26 protein-coding genes are annotated in these 23,739 nt (G+C 39.5%); 9 read left to right on the plus strand and 17 right to left on the minus strand.

The genetic code is table 11. The features are described 5' to 3' along the window. A complete protein-coding gene (locus tag AC4E8D_RS23460) occupies positions 1-336 on the minus strand; it encodes a type II toxin-antitoxin system PemK/MazF family toxin (RefSeq protein WP_017687002.1) in 336 nt (111 codons plus the stop codon). Next, positions 333-635 carry an AbrB/MazE/SpoVT family DNA-binding domain-containing protein gene (locus tag AC4E8D_RS23465; protein WP_017687001.1) on the minus strand — a complete coding sequence of 101 codons (303 nt, stop codon included), beginning with the start codon at positions 633-635 and terminating at the stop codon, positions 333-335. The genes AC4E8D_RS23460 and AC4E8D_RS23465 overlap by 4 nt, the downstream gene beginning before the upstream one ends. 340 nt (positions 636-975) lie before the next feature. Between AC4E8D_RS23465 and AC4E8D_RS23470 the strand changes: the two genes are divergently transcribed. Further along, entirely contained in the window at positions 976-1,581 is a 606-nt protein-coding gene (locus tag AC4E8D_RS23470; RefSeq protein WP_211082661.1) for a DedA family protein, read from the plus strand. A gap of 563 nt (positions 1,582-2,144) precedes the next feature. Here the strand turns inward: AC4E8D_RS23470 and AC4E8D_RS23475 are convergent. From AC4E8D_RS23475 to AC4E8D_RS23490, 4 genes are all read right to left on the minus strand, one after another. Next, positions 2,145-3,632 (minus strand): PIN-like domain-containing protein, encoded by a 1,488-nt coding sequence (locus AC4E8D_RS23475; RefSeq protein WP_490205286.1) that lies wholly within the window; start codon positions 3,630-3,632, stop codon positions 2,145-2,147. 426 nt (positions 3,633-4,058) lie between these two features. Continuing rightward, positions 4,059-5,258, minus strand: coding sequence for an MFS transporter (locus AC4E8D_RS23480; protein WP_490206506.1), 1,200 nt, complete (start codon positions 5,256-5,258; stop codon positions 4,059-4,061). Positions 5,259-5,565: 307 nt separating this feature from the next. Beyond that, complete coding sequence (locus AC4E8D_RS23485; RefSeq protein ID WP_490205287.1) at positions 5,566-6,603, minus strand: ROK family protein; 1,038 nt, start codon at positions 6,601-6,603, stop codon at positions 5,566-5,568. 200 nt (positions 6,604-6,803) lie between these two features. Next, positions 6,804-7,073 (minus strand): hypothetical protein, encoded by a 270-nt coding sequence (locus AC4E8D_RS23490; protein ID WP_490205288.1) that lies wholly within the window; start codon positions 7,071-7,073, stop codon positions 6,804-6,806. A 108-nt stretch (positions 7,074-7,181) separates the two neighbouring features. Between AC4E8D_RS23490 and AC4E8D_RS23495 the strand changes: the two genes are divergently transcribed. Beyond that, on the plus strand, positions 7,182-7,397 hold the full coding sequence (locus tag AC4E8D_RS23495) for a helix-turn-helix domain-containing protein (RefSeq protein WP_285078747.1): 216 nt from the start codon (positions 7,182-7,184) through the stop codon (positions 7,395-7,397). Positions 7,398-7,404: 7 nt separating this feature from the next. Here the strand turns inward: AC4E8D_RS23495 and AC4E8D_RS23500 are convergent, their stop codons facing one another. Genes AC4E8D_RS23500 through AC4E8D_RS23510 form a run of 3 tightly spaced genes read right to left on the minus strand, consistent with a single transcriptional unit; the run spans position 7,405 to position 10,880 of the window. Then, a complete protein-coding gene (locus AC4E8D_RS23500; protein ID WP_490205289.1) occupies positions 7,405-9,270 on the minus strand; it encodes a hypothetical protein in 1,866 nt (621 codons plus the stop codon). Continuing rightward, entirely contained in the window at positions 9,267-9,776 is a 510-nt protein-coding gene (locus tag AC4E8D_RS23505; RefSeq protein WP_339283918.1) for an ABC-three component system middle component 2, read from the minus strand. Before AC4E8D_RS23505 ends, AC4E8D_RS23500 begins: the two co-directional genes overlap by 4 nt. A gap of 3 nt (positions 9,777-9,779) precedes the next feature. Beyond that, positions 9,780-10,880 (minus strand): ABC-three component system protein, encoded by a 1,101-nt coding sequence (locus AC4E8D_RS23510; protein WP_490205290.1) that lies wholly within the window; start codon positions 10,878-10,880, stop codon positions 9,780-9,782. 142 nt (positions 10,881-11,022) lie between these two features. Between AC4E8D_RS23510 and AC4E8D_RS23515 the strand changes: the two genes are divergently transcribed. After that, positions 11,023-11,634 (plus strand): TetR/AcrR family transcriptional regulator, encoded by a 612-nt coding sequence (locus tag AC4E8D_RS23515; protein WP_490205291.1) that lies wholly within the window; start codon positions 11,023-11,025, stop codon positions 11,632-11,634. Positions 11,635-12,023: 389 nt separating this feature from the next. Next, on the plus strand, positions 12,024-13,346 hold the full coding sequence (locus tag AC4E8D_RS23520) for an amidohydrolase family protein (RefSeq protein ID WP_490205292.1): 1,323 nt from the start codon (positions 12,024-12,026) through the stop codon (positions 13,344-13,346). A 186-nt stretch (positions 13,347-13,532) separates the two neighbouring features. Here AC4E8D_RS23520 and AC4E8D_RS23525 read toward each other — a convergent pair whose 3' ends face one another. Further along, the gene (locus tag AC4E8D_RS23525) at positions 13,533-14,330 is read right to left on the minus strand and encodes a hypothetical protein (protein WP_221824591.1); all 798 of its coding nucleotides are present in this window, start codon (positions 14,328-14,330) and stop codon (positions 13,533-13,535) included. 25 nt (positions 14,331-14,355) lie between these two features. After that, positions 14,356-14,931, minus strand: a complete 576-nt coding sequence (locus AC4E8D_RS23530; protein WP_490205293.1) for a papain-like cysteine protease family protein — start codon at positions 14,929-14,931, stop codon at positions 14,356-14,358. A 280-nt stretch (positions 14,932-15,211) separates the two neighbouring features. Here AC4E8D_RS23530 and AC4E8D_RS23535 point away from each other — a divergent pair, with 280 nt between their 5' ends. From AC4E8D_RS23535 to AC4E8D_RS23550, 4 genes are all read left to right on the plus strand, one after another. Continuing rightward, entirely contained in the window at positions 15,212-15,361 is a 150-nt protein-coding gene (locus AC4E8D_RS23535; protein WP_490205294.1) for a hypothetical protein, read from the plus strand. Positions 15,362-15,450: 89 nt separating this feature from the next. Continuing rightward, positions 15,451-15,756, plus strand: coding sequence for a DUF554 family protein (locus AC4E8D_RS23540; RefSeq protein WP_490205295.1), 306 nt, complete (start codon positions 15,451-15,453; stop codon positions 15,754-15,756). A gap of 40 nt (positions 15,757-15,796) precedes the next feature. Next, positions 15,797-15,985 carry a DUF554 family protein gene (locus tag AC4E8D_RS23545; RefSeq protein WP_490205296.1) on the plus strand — a complete coding sequence of 63 codons (189 nt, stop codon included), beginning with the start codon at positions 15,797-15,799 and terminating at the stop codon, positions 15,983-15,985. A 218-nt stretch (positions 15,986-16,203) separates the two neighbouring features. Beyond that, complete coding sequence (locus AC4E8D_RS23550; protein WP_221824597.1) at positions 16,204-17,244, plus strand: alpha/beta fold hydrolase; 1,041 nt, start codon at positions 16,204-16,206, stop codon at positions 17,242-17,244. Here AC4E8D_RS23550 and AC4E8D_RS23555 read toward each other — a convergent pair. The 6 genes from AC4E8D_RS23555 to AC4E8D_RS23580 all read right to left on the minus strand — a co-directional run bounded on the left by AC4E8D_RS23555 (position 17,241) and on the right by AC4E8D_RS23580 (position 22,847). Then, the gene (locus AC4E8D_RS23555; RefSeq protein ID WP_221824599.1) at positions 17,241-17,834 is read right to left on the minus strand and encodes a YdeI/OmpD-associated family protein; all 594 of its coding nucleotides are present in this window, start codon (positions 17,832-17,834) and stop codon (positions 17,241-17,243) included. The genes AC4E8D_RS23550 and AC4E8D_RS23555 overlap by 4 nt on opposite strands. A gap of 683 nt (positions 17,835-18,517) precedes the next feature. Further along, positions 18,518-19,258: a hypothetical protein gene (locus AC4E8D_RS23560; RefSeq protein WP_221824601.1), complete on the minus strand. Its 741-nt coding sequence runs from the start codon at positions 19,256-19,258 to the stop codon at positions 18,518-18,520. A gap of 332 nt (positions 19,259-19,590) precedes the next feature. Next, positions 19,591-21,081, minus strand: coding sequence for an IS1182 family transposase (locus AC4E8D_RS23565; RefSeq protein WP_490205297.1), 1,491 nt, complete (start codon positions 21,079-21,081; stop codon positions 19,591-19,593). A 211-nt stretch (positions 21,082-21,292) separates the two neighbouring features. Further along, positions 21,293-21,829 carry a DUF5412 family protein gene (locus tag AC4E8D_RS23570; protein ID WP_221824603.1) on the minus strand — a complete coding sequence of 179 codons (537 nt, stop codon included), beginning with the start codon at positions 21,827-21,829 and terminating at the stop codon, positions 21,293-21,295. 171 nt (positions 21,830-22,000) lie between these two features. Beyond that, positions 22,001-22,654: a hypothetical protein gene (locus AC4E8D_RS23575; protein ID WP_490205298.1), complete on the minus strand. Its 654-nt coding sequence runs from the start codon at positions 22,652-22,654 to the stop codon at positions 22,001-22,003. Then, the gene (locus AC4E8D_RS23580) at positions 22,611-22,847 is read right to left on the minus strand and encodes a hypothetical protein (protein WP_490205299.1); all 237 of its coding nucleotides are present in this window, start codon (positions 22,845-22,847) and stop codon (positions 22,611-22,613) included. The genes AC4E8D_RS23575 and AC4E8D_RS23580 overlap by 44 nt, the downstream gene beginning before the upstream one ends. 780 nt (positions 22,848-23,627) lie before the next feature. Between AC4E8D_RS23580 and yidD the strand changes: the two genes are divergently transcribed. After that, positions 23,628-23,732 carry a membrane protein insertion efficiency factor YidD gene (yidD, locus tag AC4E8D_RS23585; RefSeq protein WP_221824606.1) on the plus strand — a complete coding sequence of 35 codons (105 nt, stop codon included), beginning with the start codon at positions 23,628-23,630 and terminating at the stop codon, positions 23,730-23,732. Positions 23,733-23,739: the final 7 nt, after the last annotated feature.

A 23,739-nucleotide genomic window follows, 5' to 3' on the forward strand; every position in this document is an offset into this window, starting at 1 on the left:
TTATGCCAATATAGAACGGACATTGCGTAGAACTGATTTCATAAATTCAGAGGTTGGTTCGGCATGCCCCGCAATTTGGATACGTCGTTGCCGCACATCAAGACTCTTCAACTGATCCGTCAAAACAACACCTGAAAATGGCAGCTCTTCTGGTAGTGTAACTTCAAAAGGATAATCCTTGGCTTGGCTCGTTATGGGACATACAACGGCAAAACCCGTTATTTCATTGAATTCAAGTTCCGATAGAACAATAGCCGGTCGTCTCCCGGCTTGCTCGTGACCCGCTTGAGGATCAAAGTCAAGCCATATCAGATCGCCTCGTTTGGGAATAATCAAAGTAACTCGTTCCCTTCAGTACCAAAGTCTATTTCTTCATGTCTTGTATCCTGTTTCACTTTAGAGAGCAAAGTCTTTAGATGGTTACGTAGTTCCTCATTGGACTCTACAGGCTTGGTTTTTGGACGCAACAACAATTCATTATCTTCTGTCACCAAAATCTCGATTTCCGAGCCTTCTTCCAGATTAAGACGCTTAAGCAATTGGTTAGGAATGCGAATTGCACTGCTATTTCCCCATTTGCTAAGTGTGGCTGTAGTCATGGCAATCCCACGCCTTTCGTTTGATTGATGCTCCAATTATACCTCACCTCCCTACAGTTGTATATCTATATGATATACATGAAACAATAAAAGGATACATTGTATTCAACCACAAAATAATGATTGTACAGCCTATGATTATGAATAGATATACCATTGGTATAAAGCAAAATAAGCATATCATTGCCTGGTATCCACTTCTGTATGAAGTGTCAATGAATCCATGCAACCCTTATGTACGGGTAAACATATTGCCGCAGTGTGCCCTGAAATGGACATACATGTGAACTTTGACAAGCTCTATTCGCTATTGTTACTCTTTGTACAGGAGTGTTTCTTTTATATATAAAAAAAGATAGATTCATGGAGGGAAAGCATGACAGAATGGATCACGCAATTTATACTCTTTTTTAAAGATTTGTCATACGCAGGTCTGGTTATTGCCCTGTCGTTTGAATTCGTACCTGCTGAACTTGTACTGCCCATGGCGGGATATTGGGTGTATCTTGGGGATATGAAGCTTTGGCTGGCTATACTCGCTGGTACCGTAGGCGGTACGTTTGGACCTCTGACGTTATATGCCCTGGGACGATACGGCGGCAGACCGATGGTCGAAAAATTCGGCAAGTATTTCTTGATTCGCCCCCACCATCTGGACGCTTCCGATAAATTCTTCGAGAAATATGGCAGCGGGGTAGCATTCTATGGACGTTTTGTACCCGGTATTCGGACAGTCATCTCGATCCCATGTGGAATGGCGAAGATGAATGTGTTTAAATTCAGTATCTTTACATTCTTGGCCATGCTCCCGATCACCTCATTGTACATTTACTTAGGCTTCAAATTAGGCTCTCAATGGGAGCATGTGGACGAGATTGTTAAACCTTATATCGTTCCGGCAGCGGTGGTTTTCTTAGGTGCTTTTGGATTGTATGTGCTTTTGAAACGTTGGAAAAGAAGAACGGCTTTGAACAAGTCATAGGCTTGCTGAAGTAAGGAAAAGAGATGCGCAGTTTGATGATTTTTTGAAATAGTCTTATGCTAAAATTCATCTGATTATATGTAAAGACCCCACTCGATCCTAAGAATCAGTGGGGTTTTGCGGTTTATGAAATATTCAACTAGTCACCCAAATATATTGTAGGGTACATTAAAATGCTAAAAATTCATTCAGAATCAATGATATTTTTCACTTTTTATGAGGTTATCGACATTAAGCCGAATAATGAAGAAGGAAGCACCGTTTCTCTAGATCCAGCACTTACTCTATATTTTATTTTAGGTGAAATAGAATAGAATTGAGGATTTTCGTCATCTGCCGAAATATCCGCATTTATTTCTGTATGTTACCCTAGTGATATTGTCGGTTTTCTGTCGTTGTATCCTCAATCTTAAAAGCGGAATTAAAAATGTAAATTAAATAAATAATATATTTATCCATAAATGTTTACATATTTAAATAATAGAAAATAGTATTTTGTCAATAATTACTTTCAGTACATTTATCTCGCTTTAAAATCACCCTAATTTTTTTAGTTACCAAGATTAAGATTCACACGATTTACATTTCCCACCATTGATCTTATCTTTATCATATAACATGTTACAATCTGGACAATAATCGTACAAATCAATATGTTTTTCGCAAACCCCTTCCCCTGATTCTGTGTATACAATTACATTTGAAATGGAATTACAATGAATACAACTATCATTTATAGGGTCTAAAAATTCAGTGAAATTTGCTACTCCAAATCCACCAACAGTTATTTCCGCTGTACCATCTTTATAAGATTCTTGACCTTCTTTGTGTTCTAATTCAAATTTTACAGAGAACTTACCTTCTATAACGCAAAGTCCTTCACTTGCTTGATACGGATGACCGCCTATTGTGGTCGAATCAATAGATAGTTCAACACTTGTGTTAAAGTATCCATACATAAAGGCTTCATCTTCATAATAATCCGTTCCCTCAACTTGCATGTATACATCTGCCGCTGAAGGATAATCATTAACATCAACATCGGCGATCGAATTACTGATGTATGGCTGTAGATCTCCGCTATGTATGAGGTAGGTAGTTAAATCACCCTGTTCGTTTAGGATCAAACTCCAGTCCGTAGTTATAAATATTTCCTCGCATAGCTCCTCTGAAAGCAACTCTAATGAAGCACGTTTATCATCAATGTGATTGATTTTCGACACGTAGCTGATAAAATTTGCACCGCTTGTCATGATAAAATTACTATCCACAACTTCACTGAATTCCTTTATAAGTTCAGGACGTGCTTCTACAGGTTTCTTTTTATCACTATGTACCCACCAATCTTCTTTAACATCATTTGTAACAAAGATTACAGCTCTATTTTCTGTAGAAGCCTTTTCAAGAATTTGCTTCCATAAGATTAAATCACCGTATTTTAGTTGTTTAGTCTTATCATCTTTGTCTTTAACCATATCTTCGTAACCAGGTGGTATCAGGTGTTTGTACCTTACTTCTCCTTCTTGAAATATGGAGATCATCTTTGACAGTGAGAAGGATTCACCAGTAGCACCTAATCCCACAATTTCATACAAAAAATTAATAACATCGTCCTCTTGGAGCATCTGTGCATTTATTTTTATATCTTCTTTAATGGAACTTTCGTAGAGGTCTACAGCTGCTTGCATCCCGGACATACATTCATTGATTTGTTTTCTCAATACATCAAGTAAAGGATATTTATATTCCTGGTATTTAAGAAAATCTCCTTCTAATGTATTTTTATTCTTTTCAATGGTCTGTCGAATTGATTTTAAGAATTCCCTGTATTTATTGAAGTTTTTCTTATGTTCCGTATCATGAATGTCTTCAAATTCTTTTAATACTTGATGTGGCAACCAAATTCTTTCCTTTGAAGATCTTAAAATTGCAAGTGCCTCTCTCGTTGCTTCTGGGCTAAGATGATATAAGCGTGAAAGGACGTTTGTATCCAGCACCACTAAAGCTTCAGAGTCCCAAACTGTTTTAAAATTATTAAACGTGTCTCTCAAGTAAACTCCCTCACATTCGCCAGTATATGAACAACACACATATGATTGTAACAAGGAATAGCATGACTTCCAATGACCTTAAGATAATTCGATACTAGAAGAGTGCATATTACAAAATACAAAAATTATATTACGTTACTTAACAGCGAAATTAATTTTCTTATCAGTTATTCGGTCAATCGATATTACAAGGGTGAAAAGCTAGAGTTCCATGCTAATACCAGGGTGCCACTTAGGTGTTTTATTCGTTCGACGCTGGTTAGATCGCATTTGACCAACATGGAAGAACTGACAAAGATGAAAAAGTCCAACAGAATGAAAAAAAACGCCTTTCCTTTAGGAAAGGCGTTTCAACATGCACTTTCTTTCTATGTGGCTAGACTCTGTTAGATTTATATTATCATGTTGCAATCAACATTCATTCCCCTAAATCAGTTCCTGTCGTCTTTTCAAATACATATACAACACTACGCCAGATGCCGCACAGATCACAGCACATAAACCGATGAATCCATATCCCGCTTGAAGTCCGCGCAGCAGTCCCAACTGAGTCGTTGAACCGTACAGATTCTTCACACCTTCAATCACCCAGCCAATCACATAGTTACCGATGACACTACCAACCCCCATCAAGGTAACCGTGAATGTAATCGCGGTGTCACTGCCGTTCGGATATCTGCGTGCGATAAATGCCATCACTGTTGGATAGATCATCGCTATTCCCGCGCCAGATATCGCAAAGAAAATCGCAAGACGCTCTCCCCCTGCAAGCGCCACGAACGTACATACTCCCGAGAAAGCCGAGAACAGAATCAGTGACAATACAAATCCGATCCGGTCTGTCAATGGTCCAAGCAGCAGGCGTCCCAGCGAGAACGTGAGGAAGAACGCAGATAATAACCCGGAGGCTTTGACCGTGTCCCACGTATAGGCTTTCTCCAGAAAGTTAACGAGCCATCCCCCAACCGCCAGCTCCGATACCACGCCAAAAGAAAGAATGAGCACCATCAGCCAAAGGGCAGGATCACGTGTTAACGTCTTCAGTGAAGTCCGATCCTCATGAGGAAGGTCATCCCCCGGAAACTTGCTGCGCAGCGCCGCAATGATCGGCAGCAGACAGAGTGACAACATCACCAGATACATACCGCGCCAGTCCAGTTCGTGTCCAAACACCTTCAATGACATGACACCCGTCGCCAGCAAAGGTGCTACCGTTGAACTCAGCCCATAGAAGAAATGGGACAGGTTCATCATCGTACCTGTGTTTTTTACAAAGATCCTTGCACCCAGAATCGCCAAAGCAATCTCCAGCATGCCGTTACCGATGTACATGAAGAAGTACGATGAAGCAAAGAGTGGATAGGTATGAGACACATAAATGAACACACCCGAGAGGATCATCGATGCAAACGATATGATGCCAACCGCCTTAATACCCCATTTGCGAACCAGAATAGCCGTGAAGGAGCAGGCGATCAGGTACCCCAGTGCATTCAGGGACAATAACGTCCCGAGCTGTTTTTCATCCAGATTAAAATCGAATTGAATGCGCGGAATGGCCGGGCCCTTAATATTTTCCGATATGCCGAATACGATAAATCCCAGAAATATCGTTGCCAGTTGCATGGCGTACAGCTTGTTGAACTTTCGTTTGTTGCCTTGTGTACCTGCCTGCTGATTCAAAATAAGTTCCTCCATTGTGTTCAGAAAAATGGTTACAATCTATAACTACGATTGCAGTACCATCTTCCGACCGCTGTTATCCCTGTATTTTTTTGATTTGTTCCTAAAGGTGAAAATACAGTGATAAAGGCGTTCTTCAGATTGGTTCTGCCCTCTACGTTATCGTGTCAATGATTTGTACATTTGAAATAGGAAACATAGTTAAGCATTATTCCTAAAAATAGAATACTTGTAAAAGTTCCTTTGTCCTTTACCACTGCTTCTCAATCACCTGAATGCGGTAGGTCAGGCTCTCCAGCGTCACCGCGACTAGCCCCGTAACATATTCGCGCCGAGTGTCTCTTTGAATAATCAACTCCGGCATATGCTCCAGTGGAATCATTCGATCCAAACAACCTTGCGTCAGGTCATCACGCATCGCCGGGTCAATCGTATCCCCTGTAACCACAATCGTAGCCGGGTTAATGATCGCGATGATGGATACAAGCGTCTGCACAACCAGTTCCTGCAAACCTTCAGTCGTTTTCAACATTCTCAACTGCTCTTCTCGTGACACGCCAAAAGGTAAGAAGGACACCTCGCCCCCAAATTGCGTATTCCCGGTCAGCGGACGACCATCAATGATAAAGCCTGCACCCGGAAAATGATTCTCCGGAAACGTCACCACCGCGAAGTTCTTCTCTTCCTCAAATTGTTGTTGGTTATACAGTCCGTAGACCGTCAGGTTCATGTCGTTTCCAATGACCACTTCCACGTCTTCATATTGTTCCTTAAGCCTTGGCCCAAGCGGCTGATACATCAGCTCCGGTACATCGCAAATGCCAATAACACCGTTGTGTGCTACACCAGGTATACCGATACCAATCGCCTGCACATTGTGGTGTTGTTCAATCAGGTTCGCAATTAGATCCTCTACCACCGTTACATTAATTTCTTCCAAAATGAGCGTCTGTTCGTCCGCCATCTCTCCGTTCAGATTGGCATATGTATGTGTAATGGAGTGAATACCGCCCTCTGTTCGAATAATTAGGCACAGCACACTGGCGTAGTCCGCATTGAATTGATACCGACTGGCAGGTCTCCCCCCACTCGATTCATCTGGACCCAGATCGATAATCTCACCTGTCTGAAGCAATTCGTTCAGGATCGTACCGCATGTCGCTACGCTGAGTTTCGTCAGGTTTGCAATAGAAGCCTTCGTGCCTACGCCCATTGATCGGAGCGTGTTCTTCACCAGCTCAACGTTAATGCGCTTCACCTGTTGGGTGTTGTGTGATGTGGGTAACATGGTTAGTTGTATGCCTCCTTTCGTTCATTTCGAGCCATTCAATGAATGTTTTTAAAAGTGTTTTAATAATTGAAGTGTAGGGGGATATGGGAGGAAAGTCAATGCTTAATTGGAAGCAAAAATCGTTTGGAGGGAAAGGCAAAAAGGACAGTGCTAGATCATCTTATATGATCCTACGCTGTCCTTTGGTTAAGGTGGTTTTATGTAGACTGGCTCATTTGATTGACCAAGATGCTCTTCTCCAGCCGGACTTCAAATAACTTTCGGTTCAGATCCTGTTCCATGGCATGAAGGTGATATGCTGCTTGCTTCACGGTATCCATGTCTAGCACGCCTGCCTGCTTCGCAATAATGTCCATGGCGTCCAGGATGAGTTTGTTGCATGTAACCAGTTGGTCGACGTAATCGTCTTCTTGTTCAATGAGTTGTGCGTACTGCAAAGCGAGGTCTTCGCTGTTGGTACTTGTCATGTCACCACTCCTAAAATTGGTACGCATAAGAGTACCAGATATACAAAAAGTATATGGTACGCTCATGCGTAACGTCAAGACCATATGGAAAATTTAGGAGTGATACTCATGGCTAAGAAAGTCGTCGTCAATATTCATAAACTCACGGAAAAACATAATATCTCGCTGCGCGAGTTGGCACGTTTGTCTGATATCCGCCATGCTGCACTAAGTGAGTTACAGTCTGGGAAAAGAGAAAATATCAACTTTGCTCATATTGAGCGGATTGCAGAAGCCTTGGGTATTGATGATATTAGAGAAATTATTGAGATTCGTAATTCCTAATCTAATTCTACTCATTATAATTTCCCTCTATAAAACCATATCTACCTTTGTTTTTATTTTTCGTAAATTCAATATAATTAATTTTTTCTATTACTTGCTTTGGAGGAGTTTTGTTCTCAAAGATAATAACTTGTTTTAAAACAACATCTTCTGATATAAATTCAAAAAATTTAGTCTGTAGATCCTCAGATGTTTTATCTTCAGCTTCATCTTCTTCCTTGTATGAAGTGACAGGTGAATCAAGCACTACTATTCCCGGATGTGGAAGACCTTTAATATTACAATATCGCATCAACCCTAATATAAAAGCACTGTAAGATATTGAACGATAGCCTTTACCAAATAGCCTTCTGGGCTTACCGGAAATTAGTATATCTTTCTCTTTCATATCAAAACTAATTTCTTCAAAGCCTGGATACTCCCATCCAGCTAAATAATGTTTAATACACTTGGAAAGCTCCTCATAGTTGTTATTCTGATCAATTAATGTTGACTCAGTTGATTTTCCATCTGATTCAAATTCAATATCTGTTCCTAGTATATTCTGTATTTTCTCTTTCTCATCCAATAATCTCGTTAAAATAACATGCTTTTGTTTCAAATCATTGATATCTTTCTGCATCTTTAGAACGCTTCGCAATTCTTCCTCTAAAATATAATTTTGTGGTGCTAATTGCTCATCAAGTATTCTACTTAATCTTGAATAGCTAGCTTCTTTTTCGTATAATTCCTTTTTCAAAATTTCTAATTCGTCATTCATTGTACTAATTGTATTTTTTAGATCCTCAAGATGAATCAATATTTTATTAAGCTCAATTTTATAGGATGCTTTCCTCTGCTCAACTTCAAAATGGGAACAATCTAGTTCAGATTTGTTCGTCTGTTGGCTACAAAGTGGACATCTCTCAACACTTAATAAAGAGAAATAATGATCTCCTTCTATTAGAAAATGTATTCTATCTATATCAGTTTCATACTGTTTTTTAAGCAAATAAAACCTATTTAACAATTCTGTCGTTGACAATATTTTTGAATTAACTTGTTGAATTTCCCTCCACAAAGTTATCCTTGAATCAGATAACTTCTCAATTTCAGAGCTAATTCCGCTTCTTTTTGAAATTAATTCTTTTATTTTTTCTTCTAAGTTTATCTCTGTTTCTTCTGGAACTCTTGGTATATTCAATTCCAAATCATCAATTAATTTTTCTAATAATCCAATCTGTACTAATGAAGTTGAATCTAATTTGTTTAGATCTTTATCTTCTGTCAAACTACTATCATCTTTTCCAGTTAGAATTAACCGGAAAGCAGATTCCTCTGAGGTTTTAGTTTTATTGTTATCTGAATGAACTGGTGACTGTTTAGAGATTATATCGATTTCATTTATTAGGATGAAATCATTATAATTTCTATATGTAAATCTATTTAATTTATTTAATTTGTTTTTCTTAATAAATAAATCAGTGTTTTGATAACCCGATAAAGACATAAGGAAATTTGAAATACTTTCCTTATTCTTACTATGTCTAGTGGAGAGGACTTCAGAGTCTACTCCATCATGTATTTCATCTATAGGACCATTGTACTTTTTCACATTTTTCCCTTTTATATCTCTTTCTATTGTATACTTTCGCCCCTCAGCGTTCTCTAATTCTAAAAGAACAACATCATAGTCATTTGTAACAACTTCTTCAATTGGATCAGGTACATCTTTACCGCCAAACATAAAGTTAATACATTCAAATATAAAAGATTTCCCGGTGTTAGTAGGTCCAACAATGACATTCAAACCCTTTTTAAACTCAATCTCTGAAAATAATCCATTCTTATTGATTAGACGCAATCTACTAATAAAAAAGCCTTTAGTTGTCATTCAACACCACTCCTGACATAAGCCTCATACATAAACTCTCCGCCCCATTTTTCAATGTTACTTTCAATGAAAATCTTGAGATCTTCTTCTGAATATGCTGAGAAATGATTCGTAACCCATGAAGCATTTTCCCTAAGTCTATCGCTGTAATTGGAAATAAATAAATCAAGAAATGGTTCTGTTAATTGAGAAGCTACGTACGATACTCCCTCATTATTAAATATGATATCTATAAGGCTCTTACTATACATTAAATCTAAACCGACTTGCATTGCTTGTCTTCTAACAACGAGACCACCTGATCTATGAGGAATATCAGGATGTAACGAAGGTGGACAATTTTTTACACCAACATCATTAGAATGCAGAATTAAATAATCATAATAAATAAGTCTTTGAAGGTTAAGACTCCTTGGTGAATTTACAACAATGATTGCTAAAGTCCTTAATCCAACCTCAAATGGAGAATTATATCCCTCTCCATATCTTATTTTTTCATTAATCATTATTCAGTCCACCCAACTTATTTTATCTTCATTCGCTAAGTGATGACATAACCCGTTTAAGTCGTTTCCTTTAATTGAGGTATATAATGGATAACTCGGCATATTAAGATTTCTCGCAGATTTGCACACCTCTTTAACTCTCACAAATCCATCAGAATGGTCTGACTCAACGATATCAATTATCCCGTCATAAACCTCTTGTTTTAAATCCTCGAAAGCATCTACTCCTGGCGGAAGAGTATCCCTTTCAAACTTCATTAACGACTCTGCAGAGTAAAAACATTTACGTTGCCTATTAAAATGATTAATATAATTAGAATGAGCTGATAGATGAGAAATATCTTGAATTACAGATTTATGGTGATCAGAATACGCTTCAAGCAATTTCTTGACATAGAGTAATTCATCAGGAAATATCTTATCTGGAGGCTCAATAGCTTCTGGACGCGTCCTATGAATACCCCCGAATCTATAGTAGTAATATTTTGTTTTCGAATGCTGTTCAATCAGTTCTTGAGGATCGATATCATCAATAATTGAAAAATCGAAGTTTTCAACGTATGCAAGAAAATCACCAATCAATTCTATCTTTTTTCCTGATGTAATGTTGTTTTGACATTTATTTACCCATTCTTTTATCAGCCCTTCTTTTAATTTACCTGGGTTATCAATTAAATTTGATAGCTTTGTTGATAAACCTTTAGGCGTAACAAAGTAGTATTTTCTTGGAGCTGGATATTGTTTTTCGAAAGTGTAATAACACAATTTTCCTAGTTCTATCCAAATTGCACTTGGAGACAATGGTGAATTATAGTGTTTACATTGATAGTTGTCCCACACTAAGTTCTTCCCTTTTTCATTATTCACATAGGCAATAACGTCTCTACCCATATCTCCAGATCCACCGCACCGCTTTACTTTTACATATGTATCTTTTAAATAACCACATGACCACTCTCTGACTAAATCTTCAAAATCTGTGTCGGAAATAACTTGAAGTCTATTAATAGGTTCAATAGGCTTCCCCAATAATAGATCGGTATTCGACAATTTAGTTTTTAATATTGGTTCATCAATATCAAATGTATTTTCTTCTTCTATCAATCCGTTCACCCACACTCAATGATTTTTATGTAATCAAATGATAACACAAAATCTTTTTTCCATATATGGGAATTTGACAACCCCCTCAAAAAAGCCTATCCTAATAACGAATAAACCATTCACTATTAAGGAGTCGTTCCCGATGGTGCAAGCCAAGAAAGACGAAGTCAGGAAAGAGATTGAATACGCGGCGCTCAAAGTCTTTTTCCAAAAAGGCTATGTGGATGCCAAGATGAGCGATATCGCGAATGAGATTAATATTTCCGTGGGCAATATCTATACTTATTTTAAGAACAAGAAAGAACTATTCTACGCCGTCGTGCCGCCGGATCTGGTGGATTATCTGAAAAATGTGCTGGTGGAGACGATTCACTTTGATAACCAGACCCTGTTCGAGGAAACGGATAGCGAGCGAAAGTCGGCGCTGTTGCAGGAACAGGTGGATGTGTTACGTAAATACCGGAATCAGATCGTCATCATATTTGAAAAAAATAAAGGCACCATCTACACCAACGCCAAGAATGAACTTGTTGAACTGATGATCGAGACCAAAAAGGCCTATCTGAAAAACCAGTATAAACGGTATGAGATTGGCACCGAGGAGAACTTGATCTTGCTGAACATTCTCGCGCATAATGTGATCGACATGAACCTGGATCTATTGAAGCGGGATATGAGTGAGGACAGCCGGAAGCAAATATTCGAAGCTTTGTATGTATACAGACTGTATGGTATGAAAAGTCTCAACGAATAACGCTCCATCTCATCATTTATGCCAGGCAGACAAAGCGTGCAGATCAGATCAACTTCACTTGGTTTGCACGCAAAAAAATATCTAACATTAAGTCGCTCTATTTTTTTACCCCAAAAACGAATTGATAATTCATTTTTAAGTTGAATATTTACCATTTACCAAACTATTTAAGTTGAACCTACATTTACACGATAACGGAGAGGACAGAAATAACCAGAGGAAGCGAAGCGTTCGCCTTTATCACCGGATTTCCCCCTAATAAGAGGGTATCAAAAAAATCTGGGGATAACAGCGATCCGAAGGTTGTTCTGTCATCGGAGTGACAAGTGTACATACCCATCATTCAACTTATATAGCTTCACCCCCCACATTCCAAGGAGGAACACAATATGAACACCGCTTACGCATTGGAAAACGTCAATCTGATCCACGGCGACTCAAGCCGCAATCTGCAAAAAAACATGACGATTCTCGTCAATGAACAAGGACTTATCCAGGATATCGGCCGAGATCATGAGTTGCATATCCCAAGTCACTACACAACCATCGACCTCTCAGGGAAATACGTGATGCCTGGATTAATTAATGCACACGTACACCTCTTTGCAGATGGTAAACCGTTCAGTCTCTCGTTCAGTGAAGGTTTGTTGCAGTTTGCCTATGATCTGATATTGAACACCAAGTTTGGTAGAAACGCATTGAAAAAACGCATGAAATGCAACGCGCTGACCGCACTCCATGCGGGTGTGACGACAATGCGCAGTGTCGGGGAATTCTTTTACACCGATGTCCAGCTGCGGGATGAGATTAATAACGGCGACTTTGTCGGCCCTAATCTGCTTGTCTCCGGGTTTTTCCTAAGTGTCACTGGAGGACATGGTGCTCCATTCCTGGCTCTGGTTGGCGACTCCCCTTGGGAAGCACGAAGAAATGTACGCATCAATGTAAAACACGGCGTGGATCTGATCAAAATCTGTGTGACGGGTGGCGTGACGGATGCGAAGATGGTCGGCGAAGCTGGACGTTTACAGATGACGGTGGACGAAGTTGCGGCGATCTGCGACGAAGCGCATAAGATTGGTTTGCGGGTGGCAGCTCATGTGGAAAGCACGGAAGGCGTAAGGGTCGCTTTACAAGGTGGCGTTGATACCATCGAGCATGGTTCGGAGATGGACGACGAAATCATTCGTTTGTACAAAAATAATCCCAATGCCCTGAATGGCTACACCGCACTCATCCCCACCCTGCAAGCCGCTTATCCCTCCGCTTCACTGGAAACGAGCGTAACGAAGGTAAGTGCAACGGTAAAAGAGAATTCCAGACTCGTCTACGATTCAATGCTCAAAGGCGTAAAACAGGCGATCGAAAACGACATCACCATCGGTATAGGTACTGATGCCGCCATGCCTTACGTGACTCACTATGATATGTGGAGAGAGATGGACCACTACATGAGACAGGCCAACCTGAACAACAAACAGGTCATCGACATGGTGACTCGAACCAATGCAAAGATCCTCGGTGTTGACGATGTTACAGGAACAGTGGATATCGAAAAACATGCTGATCTGATTATCATGGAGCAAAATCCGCTCGAACATATCGAGGCCTTGTCAGACATCTCTATGGTCATGGTCAAAGGAAATCTAATTCAAACACCATCTGTCACAAGAATCAAAGAAGTCGACGATGTTCTAAACTCAGTTTGGTGAATTCAGGAGTGAATATTAATGAACAAAATCATTCTTCCAGTATAAAAAAAAGCACCTACGAAGGCAGGATACCCTGAAACCGTAGGTACTTTTGGTTAAACAAAACTTCAATTTAACCCTCTTCATGCTTACTTTTGTGAACGGAAGGTGAGTTCTTCGTTTTAAATGTTGTATGTGGAGTTTAAATCATTTCAAGCTCTGTCTTTTTCTTACCCACATGTACACTACTATTGAGCCTACTAAAGCAATAACCAAACTTATTATTGTTATACTCATATAATTATTCGCAGATGTACCGGAGTTGATGACCGGATAACCACCCGCACCGTCTACTTCTGGATCAACTCCTTGGGATTGCACATCTTTTAAGAAATCAATCGTCTTGGAGGAATCCCATAGCTGATTATTATCCATACCTCCCATAAGTGATTTTTTCTCAGTAGGTACATCTGGTATATTTACTTCTTTACCATCGATCTTCACGGCCAAATAACGGATATTTCCGTCCTTGATTAATACCGGATTAAGCGTGTCTACGTCAGTAGATAAGGATTTTGTCATCGTATTTAAGGACGCATCCAACCTTGAGGCATCTCCTCCTGCAAGAACTACTCTGAACTCACCTTCAAATTGTTCTACACTAAGAAATGACTTTCCAACACCGCCCGATTGCACAATAAAGTCATACTGTCCTGTCGGCTTAGACACATCAATCAGACTGTCAGATACTTTTTTAAACTTGTCAGAGTCAAATAAGTATACTTCGAAGCCAGGGCCTAAAGTGACAGACTTAACTTCTTCTTCATTCTCATAGCCGTATCCCACAGGATCATCTAATACCATTTTTTTGAATTCTTCCAATCCTTGTCCTTTGGCAAAGGTCTGTACATCTTCAGGTACATTGCTGGCATAACTACTTGGAGCCATAATGTAATTGACCATTAGACCTATCCATATCATCATTAAAATTCTAATATATTTCATGATTATAGACCTCCTCAGCTAATCCTTATTGATAATGCCAAAAGTCTTTAAGTCCCCATCTCCACGTTCTTTCTGCTCCCGTACCTCCGTTAAATTTCGAGAATTCCATTGAAGTTTTCACACCATCCCAAGGATCCAGATAATGCATATAATAAGTATAGGTTGGAGTATTACTATAGCCATAAATAGCAACTGCATGACCAATAAGAGCCGTAGGACTATTCCATTTCCAGCTTACATACACGGGGCGTCCTCCATCAATCTGACTTTTTACTTGGGCAACATTCAGATTACCTGAGTAATAATTAGAAGATACTCCATAGTCATGCATTCCACTTTGGGCTTCTACTGTGGATGCCGATACATTTGCACAAGAACTGGTTGACTTCACTGTCTTAACGAAATCGCATTGATAGACATTTTTGTTAGCCATGAATTTAAGAACACTTGAACTAACTGCTGCCCAACACCATTCACTCTTCTCTTGCTTTGCAATAGGATATGATGGCAAATTAGTAGAAGCAGCATATGCTTGTGACACAAAAGAGAGTGTGAATATTAGTGCAAATACGGAGAATAATAAAGTTCTTCGAGATTTCATTTTAAACCTTCCCCCTCATTTCATTAGAATTGAATAAATTTGTTAAAGTGGGCTTATCTACCGCAATCTTTTTTGTTCCCTCCAATCCAAACCTTCCATATTTATGTCACCCCACACTGTATATAACGAGTTATTTATCATAAATGTTTACTTTTTTTTAAAATATTTTCAATCCAAATCCAAAAAAAGTAGCGAAAAGCATATCCACCATTTGAGGCTTGTTGCAGTGTGCCTATGATCGATATTGGATACCAAGTTCGGCAGAAACGTTTTGAAAAAAATGAAACATAACGCACTGACTGTACTCCATGCGGGTGTGACGACGATGCGCCGTGTGGGAGAATTCTTTTACACTGACGTGCAGCTGTGGGATGAGATTAACAACGATGTTTTGTCAGACCCAATCTGCTCGTCTCCGATTTTTTCCTAAATGTACGGATGGACATGGGGCTCCTTATCTGGCACTGGTGAGCAACTTCCCATGGGAAGCATGAAGAATAAGGGTCGCTTTACAAGGTGGTGTGGATACCATTGGGTACGGTTCCGAAATGGATGACGAAATCATTCGTTGGTACCAAAATAAACCTAACGTCGTTCTTCTTCCTGACGATAGGCGGGATAATTGGGCAACTCATTAATTTCGAGAACATCTTGTCCAACATCAGGACCAAATTCTCGTCCAATGGCTTAAATGAAGGATTAACGGTTGCCATCTCATTGTTGAGCGTGGGATCGATCCCGATTCTGGGGCCACTACAAGGTGCATTACAGGGGGATAACACCTTTTGCAAATCAATACGATTTTCTCGGGCATTACGTCATTGATTCTCGCCTCCACCTTCGGGATCGGCATTATATTCTATTGGTGATCGAAGTACTGGTATTCTTCTCGGCTGATTTCTTATCCGTCTTCATGACGACAAACATCATGAACGAAATTACGCTGATTGGCGGCATCCTGGCGCTTTGTACGGGGTTAAATATTTTGAAGATTACGAAGATCAAGGTATTGAATCTGCTGCCTGCCTTATTTATTCCGATCTTTCTGCTGTAGCTTCTTATATTGAGGTCTTTTCATAAACATAAAAAGATAGTTAAGCGGCGGCCTTGGTCCTGAATTCTTCAGGACTGAGGTCTTTTATGTCCAACCTGAGACTGAGAACAAATTCAATCTGGCGTACGATTTTAATCAATGACGAGTCACGTAAGATAGAATTATGAGTTTATGAACAATAATTACATCAAGACATTGAACCAGAGGAGACATATCCTATGAACAAAATGAAGAAAACAGGTTTGTGGCTAGGCGTCACGACCCTAACACTATCACTCGCAGTTCTTTACTTTCCAACATGGACGCCAAAAATAAAAGGCACAAACCCTATTCATGTATTGGAACAAGTTAAAATCAACGGCACGGGACATGAAATCATGATCAGAGGACAGGATCTGGACAACCCAGTTATCCTTTATTTACACGGTGGACCGGGTGCATCTGAACTTCCGTACGCGAAAAAGTACCAAGATTTATTAGAATCTCAGTTTACGATTGTGAACTATGATCAGAGAGCAAGCGGCAAATCCTATCATTTTTTCGAGGACTATTCCAATCTCTCAGCTGATGTGCTGGTTAAGGATGCACTGGCCGTCACCGATTATATTACTAAACGTCTGGGGAAGAAAAAGGTAATATTAATTGGTCATTCATATGGAACATACATAGGAACTCTTGCTGCGCATCGGGCACCCGATAAATATGAAGCCTACATTGGGATCGGGCAGATGGCAGATACACAACTGAGCGAGATGGACGGATGGAATTACGTTATGGAGCAAGCCCAGTTGGCTGATAATCATGAAGACGTAGACCAGTTGGAGCAGATCCATGAACCGATCAAACAAGGACAGGCATTCACGCCGCGAGATATCGTTAAACGTTATGGGGGCACATCAAGGTTGATGGACAGCCCTGACACCAGCTTTCTGGGAATGACGTTCAGCCAAGAATATAATATGCTGGATGCCATTCGTTTTAATAAAGGGATCATTTATTCGCAAGAAATACTGATAAGTGAAGCCCTGAGCTGTCCTTTGCCATCCTTGATTACGAAGCTGGACCTCCCCTTTTATTTTGTCATGGGAGATTACGACTTAATGACTTCATCCCATGCCGCCAAGGTGTTTTTTGACCAGATTGAAGGAAATCAAAAGGAATTCATTGCCTATAAGAACTCGGCTCATTACCCACATTATGAAGAGAAACAAAGATTCTTTGATTGGATGGTAGATACCTTTATCAAGCAAACACCTTAATCATTCAATCCTTTGCCCTCCAGGATCGGCTGCATGTACTTCTCGATTCGTGACACTTTTGTTTTAGATTGCTTCGGTTGTGAGAAATAATAGAGATATGCCCGCTGACGTCCGGGTGTCAGTGCTTCAAATGCATCTCGGAAGGCAGGATTCTCATTGAACTGCTGCTGAAGCTCCTCAGGAACGCTATATTCGGCAGTCTTTTTCATTTCCACTTGCAGTCCGGCTTGTTCCACTTCAATCGCTTGCTGGATATAGGCTTTGATCATAGCCTCCTGCTCCACAATCTGCTCCAGACTGGTGAAGCGAAGCTGGCGTTCTGCCTGTACATTCTCCGTTTGCTGGACCAAAATGCCGTGTGTATCCTTCAGTAGAGCACCTTTGAAGAACAGAATGGCCACGTATTCTTTGAATCCATGAATTAAAACGATGTTTTTCCCATCCAGCATGTAACACGGATGCATCCACTTCATATCCTCTGTCAGTTCAAAATCCCGAATAATCTCTCTCAGCTTAGCGGACTCTTCCTTCCACGTTTTGAGTTTCTTTAGATAGCCGTCAACTTTGCGATTCCCACTTGTATCCGTCATGGAGAAATACCTCTCTTTATCTCATGGTTTTATAGGTTCAATTGTACTGGTTTTCAGTGGATTGTACAGCGTTGCTTACAGAGCTTTTATTGACTTTTCCAAATGAATTTAAACCTTAATAGCAACAAAGACCATCCTGTTAGATGGCCTATAATTAAAGAAAGTGATTTAAGAAGATGTATTAATTGGTTTGAATTATTTGGGGCGAGTTCTATTAAATAAGTGGCTAAAGAAGTCAATATGGACGTAGAGTATAATCTATTGTACTCCACCTACTCTCTTGAAACACATTCCGTCAATCCCAACCAAATGATTGAGTACCATGAGGGCATTGCTACATTAAAGCCCCTACGAGGTTATGAAGATCCTGATACTCTAATTTTCATGGCAGTTAATTATTTATGGAGAGCAACGGACCTGATTCTAAAATCCTTTTTCCCAACTAAATAACTATCCTTTTCAATGTTTATAATGACTCAGCAAAAAGGAACTATGTGCAAACTAACTGAAGAACAACTTCAATTCTTTAAAAAGACGGACCCACAACTGTTTGATAAACTCGTAGAACAAACTGAAATCCCATCAAGTTAATTCCGGCTACGAATAAGAAATAAGACAGCCAGCTCCCAAGTATGGGGGCTGGCTGTCTTATTTAATTGTACTTGTTGATGGAACAGAAAGTCTTATGAACCTTCAAGCACCTTATCTTCAATTACAGGCGCCGGTATTTCTTTAATCTCTACGGATTCTTCCGGAGCAAAGCTCTGGATCTTCATCGGCATAGAATCCAGGTACTTGTACTCTTCGGTCTTGGTAGAGCTAGTTACAATTTCACCGTTTTTGTCTTTCTGATAAATCACACGTTTTGTCGGTAAACCCGTATTTACATCAATGGTTACAACTTCCTTGTGGAGGTTATCCTCCGAAACAGCTTTTTGCTCGTTACTCTGTGTAGCAGAACGGGATTGTGTGCCCGCTGCTTCCAGTACTGTCCAATCCTGACTCTGTAATTCTTCTTTAGCATTCTCCAACAGCGAGATCTGTAGCAACTTCTCATTTTCAGCAGCTATGTTGTCCGGCATGGTCCAAGTATTCCCAACCAATTTTCCTGTCTCAAAATCTCGACCATACGAAGTGATTTTCTTACCACCATCTTCAATAACCAATTTATTATGAAGCTGGTTATCACGGTATTCCTCAGTGATTTCTGTCAAATTCACTCGGTCCCGGTAGCGAACGATATATGATCCGTCTTCAAACGATTCTTTAATGTAATCAATCTTACCCTGGGTCGCCTTAAGTGCTGCGCTTTCAACATCGCTTTGAGCACTAACTATAGACGGTTCATTCAAGTACATGTAGCCACTCACAGATGCAGCTACCAGTGGTATGGTGAGTAGTGAAACCAATGTTTTTTTCTTCACAGGTTGGCCCTCCTCTAATTTAGTCAGTATATATTCTTAACGCTTTATTCTGCTTTTTACGTGCCTAACATTTCATATCCGCTATATAATTATCCGTTTTGTACTTAACAATCCACTTAGTGAGGAATTAACCATACTATCCAATATGGAACTCAGTGTATTACGTTCGCATTTAATCTCTAAACCATTCAAAGTGTTGATACTACTTTCTAACACTAAAAAAAGCGATACTCCTGAGGAAGAGCACTGAAAAAGTCTTGGTTTTGTTGCCTGAAGCAACAAAGCCAAGACTTTTTTGTCATCCATTGCTTGCAGAGAACGGGGCTACCCAACTATCGAGCCACTTTTGGATTTGCCAGCTTCACCATTCGCTTCGCATTTACAGCAATGGCGGTCAGGACTGCTTGTATTCGCATGCCAAGAAGGCCTCGGCTATACTGTGAAATCGCCAGACCGTGATGGTTCTTTAGCTCATGGTTCTTCTGCTCAATCTTGTACCGCATCCGGTACCGTAGCTTGAAGGATTCAGATTCATGGTACTCCACCGCCTTTTGTTTAAAATCGGGCACGATGGGAACCGAGTATGTCTTGGAATCCGATCCTGGTTTGTAACAGCCTTTTTGAAGCGGACATGCCTTGCATTTATCAACGTCAAAAAAGAATGTCAACCTCTGGCATTCATTCCCGTTTTTACGTCCCATTTTCGCTTTGCGAATACTGTGATGCCCTCTCGGGCATTCGACCGACTCGCTATCTTTGTGGTAAACAAACTTCTCACGTTGCTCGTCTTGATGCCCGTACAGCATCATTTCATTCAGCCGAATGGTAGGAATTATGTTTTCCTTCGCGAGAAGTTTGAGGTTTGTAAAACTACCATAGGCCTTATCCGCGAGTACTTCATCTACTACGAGTCCGGTTTCGGCGGTTTGCTTGATCAGGTCAGGGAATGCTTTAGGATCACTCGCGTTGCCCGGCTCAACTTTCATAGCCGTAATAATGCCATCTTCGGTCATAGCAATGCTTTCTTTGTAGCCGAAAAATGAGGTCGTCGCGCTTTTCCAGCCAAACCGGGCATCGGGATCAATTGCCGACTGTACCCCTTTCCAAGCTAATAATCGTTCATCGCTTACAATCTTCTTCGTTTCTTCCAGACGTGACCTCAACGATCCTTCGGCATCGGGAAGCAGTTGTTCCACGGTATCGCCGAGATCAGCAAGATAAGCAAGTGCCTGTTTTTCCTTATCCCCGGTTTCCCCCTCGAATTCAGGCATTTTGGGCAACTGCTTTAGCAGTTTGCTATTATGCTTTTTGACCGCTCGCTGTAAACGATTGGCGGCTTGTTTCAGGACTTGAAGCGGTTTAGAGGCTTCATATTTAGAATAGCTATGGGTTGCATCCACGAGGATAGCCGACGATTTCACAAGCCCTTTTTCTACGCATTGTTTAACGACCTCAGTCAGCAGATTTTCAACCTCACCGGCCCCAATTTTGTGAACACGAAAGATAGAAAGCAGCGAAGAGTCGGGCAAAGGATCTTCCGGGTTCAGCCCAATGAACCATTTGTACGCCAAATTAACTTTGGTTTCTTCAATGACTCTCTCATCGGAGAGGTTGTACAACTTTTGAATGAAGATCAATCGAAACAACATCTCGGGATCTTTCGCACGCCTGCCATAAAAGAGGTTATATTGCTCTTGAACAAATTCAAGAATAAATGAAAAGTCGATAAGTTGATGAATCCCAATGAGTAAATGATCTTGGGGAATGAAATTATATAGCTCGCTATGAAAGGAGAGCGTTTGTTGTTTGTTAAGTTCTAACATTATGGTCACCTCAATTAATTATATCATATTGCCGCGGTGATTTAATAAAGTAGGCGGCAAAAAAAGAGACTGATGATTCGCTCATCAGTCTCACTTAAATATTCTGTAATCGTTTTTCAGTGCTCTCCCTGAGGGAATCTCGCTTTAAGTTTATTATGAAATCAGCATCTTCACGTATTATAAAATATTTTGGAAGTTGAGCTTAAACAAATCAATTAAGGTTACGGCGTACAGTTTCTCCATTCAATAAATTTACAGTTTGATCATTAATTGAGATTGTGTGGTTATCAACCCATTCCAACTTAACTTGATCTGTCTTTCGCTCATAGTAAAATACTCGTTTAAACCATAGAGGTCCTTTTAGTTCTCCTATAACTCCAGAAGACCCCATGGCACCAGCGTCAGTTTTAAAGAAATTTAATGTATAGTTCTTGTCTGGTGAATGCGTAGTCGTAAGTAATTCTTTTGAACCCGAAAACATGGATGTAAATGATAAAACACCAAAAAGTAAAACGATCAGTACTACCGAAAGAAGCATGGATATCCAACTTCTTACCTTAGCTGACTTGCTCGATTTATCTTTGAAACTTATTAAACTTAGGACCAAACCTATAACTGAAAATAGTAGAATCACGTAGTTTGGTGGTATAACTAACCATTTATTATTCATGTTAGAATACAGTGAATACATCGAAATAATGGACAAAAAAAGTACTAAAAACAAAGCTAACCAGCTTATTTTTTTCACTAAAAATGAACCCCCTTTTCCTTAAATAGATAAAAATTCGCGGTTAATACATCTTTTCTGCTTAATGAGATGACACATATCCCTCAATATATAAAGAAAATGATTCCTAATTTTACAGGAATCATTTTCTTTATATTATAAAGTTTAGTCGAAGATTATGTCCATTGTTAATTATCTTGTAGCGTCATTGAATCCTTGTTGTATAGCGGCTCTATCATTTTTATCTTCTGGAGTCCAGATATCACCGTTAGCATACTGACCACCATAAAACAAAATTTGCAAAGGAAATAAAAATTGTCCAGTGAACCCATAATTGTAATTTCCAATATATTCAGTAGTTACTGTTCGACGTCCTGTGTGTGTATCGGCCAACCATTGTTTCTGAGCACCACCCCAACCTGGTTGGGTTTTATAATCCCAAGGTCCACGTATATTTACTTTTGCTTTAAACCATATTGCTGTGGACGCTGTTGCTACTAATGCGGGTTGGCCCGTCGTAGCGGAAGAATAAAAAACATTCCAATAGTAACTCGTCAGTTGGTTTCTATTGGCTGTAACCATTCCTTTAAGATCCAGAATTTCGCTATATGGTGTAACCATATCATCAGAAGGATTAGAAGGTTCAACAGTAATTAAATTGCTTGGTTCTTCTCTTGATAACTTAGCGATTTTTTCATCAGATACCATCTGAGGGTCATTATTATCGTCAATATATGAGTAGCCCGCTCTAATCAGAACATTTGTTGATTGAAGACTATTAATATAGTCTTGGTATACGTTTTCATCTGTAACCTCCAAGCTTCTCTTTATTGACTTCAATTTCATTGATGTTGATCAGACCTCTTACAACTTTAATAAGGTTAAGATCTTTAGCTTTTTCATGTAATTGTTGTACTTGAGCGACCTCTATTACTTCAGAGTCTGCAGCTTTTGCAGAGAGATTGAAACTCATGAATAGCGCTATTGCTAAGATCGTTCCCAGTACGTACTTCAGTGATTTGTGATTTATAGTATTCATTTAGAATAACTCCCTTCAAATTAAAAAGTTAGACGAAGTTACTATCCTCCTTTCTACATATGAGGCTTTGAATAAACAGCTAAAGATACTATTGTTAACTCCTATTTTGGAGTAGACAATCAATTCAACTCTGGTAAAGAAGTTAAGATAAATTACCGCTAATATATGTATTTATACATAATCTAATTTAAACATATATATATTACATAAAAATATTCATTAAATACATTGATTCTAGTATTTTACATTTAATTGTTACAATTTGTCAACAACGGCGAACTATTTTGCTTATATACCACAATATCAAATCCATAAGATATAAAGAAAGCCATCCTCCTAATTTCAGGGTAGCTTATCGAATGGATACTAAATACGAGATTGCACTTCAAAAATAATCTTATGCCCACTCTTGTTCATGGAGCTTCAGTGTAATGTTAACTATCGGTTTGTACGTGCTGACTGATACATATCTATCAAATCTATTTCTTGCTGAATTTGAAAACTAGATTCTCACTCGTTTTTCTAAATATTTCCAGCAAATCTCCCTTCAGCAAGTGGGTTTGATCCTTATTAGATATACCCTAGGCAGCGTGCAATATTTCCATTGAGTTGCTCGTCAGTCATAACAGACAACCGTGACAGTTGATGGTTCATATACAGACCTCCATCCGGATTTGGATAGCACGGACCGGGTTCTTTCACAAGAAGATATGACTCCACATGTATACAACCCACTTTTACTTGTATAACCCCATTTTGCAATCATAGCTGTTCGTGTATATGATTCAAGCTATTGAGAAATACGGGGCGATTAAAGGTCTTTCCTTGGGCATTCATCGTCTTCGTAAATGTAATATCAATGGTGGAGGATATGATAATCCATAAAGCAAAA

It is taken from the genome of Paenibacillus sp. SRL342 (assembly GCF_984798905.1).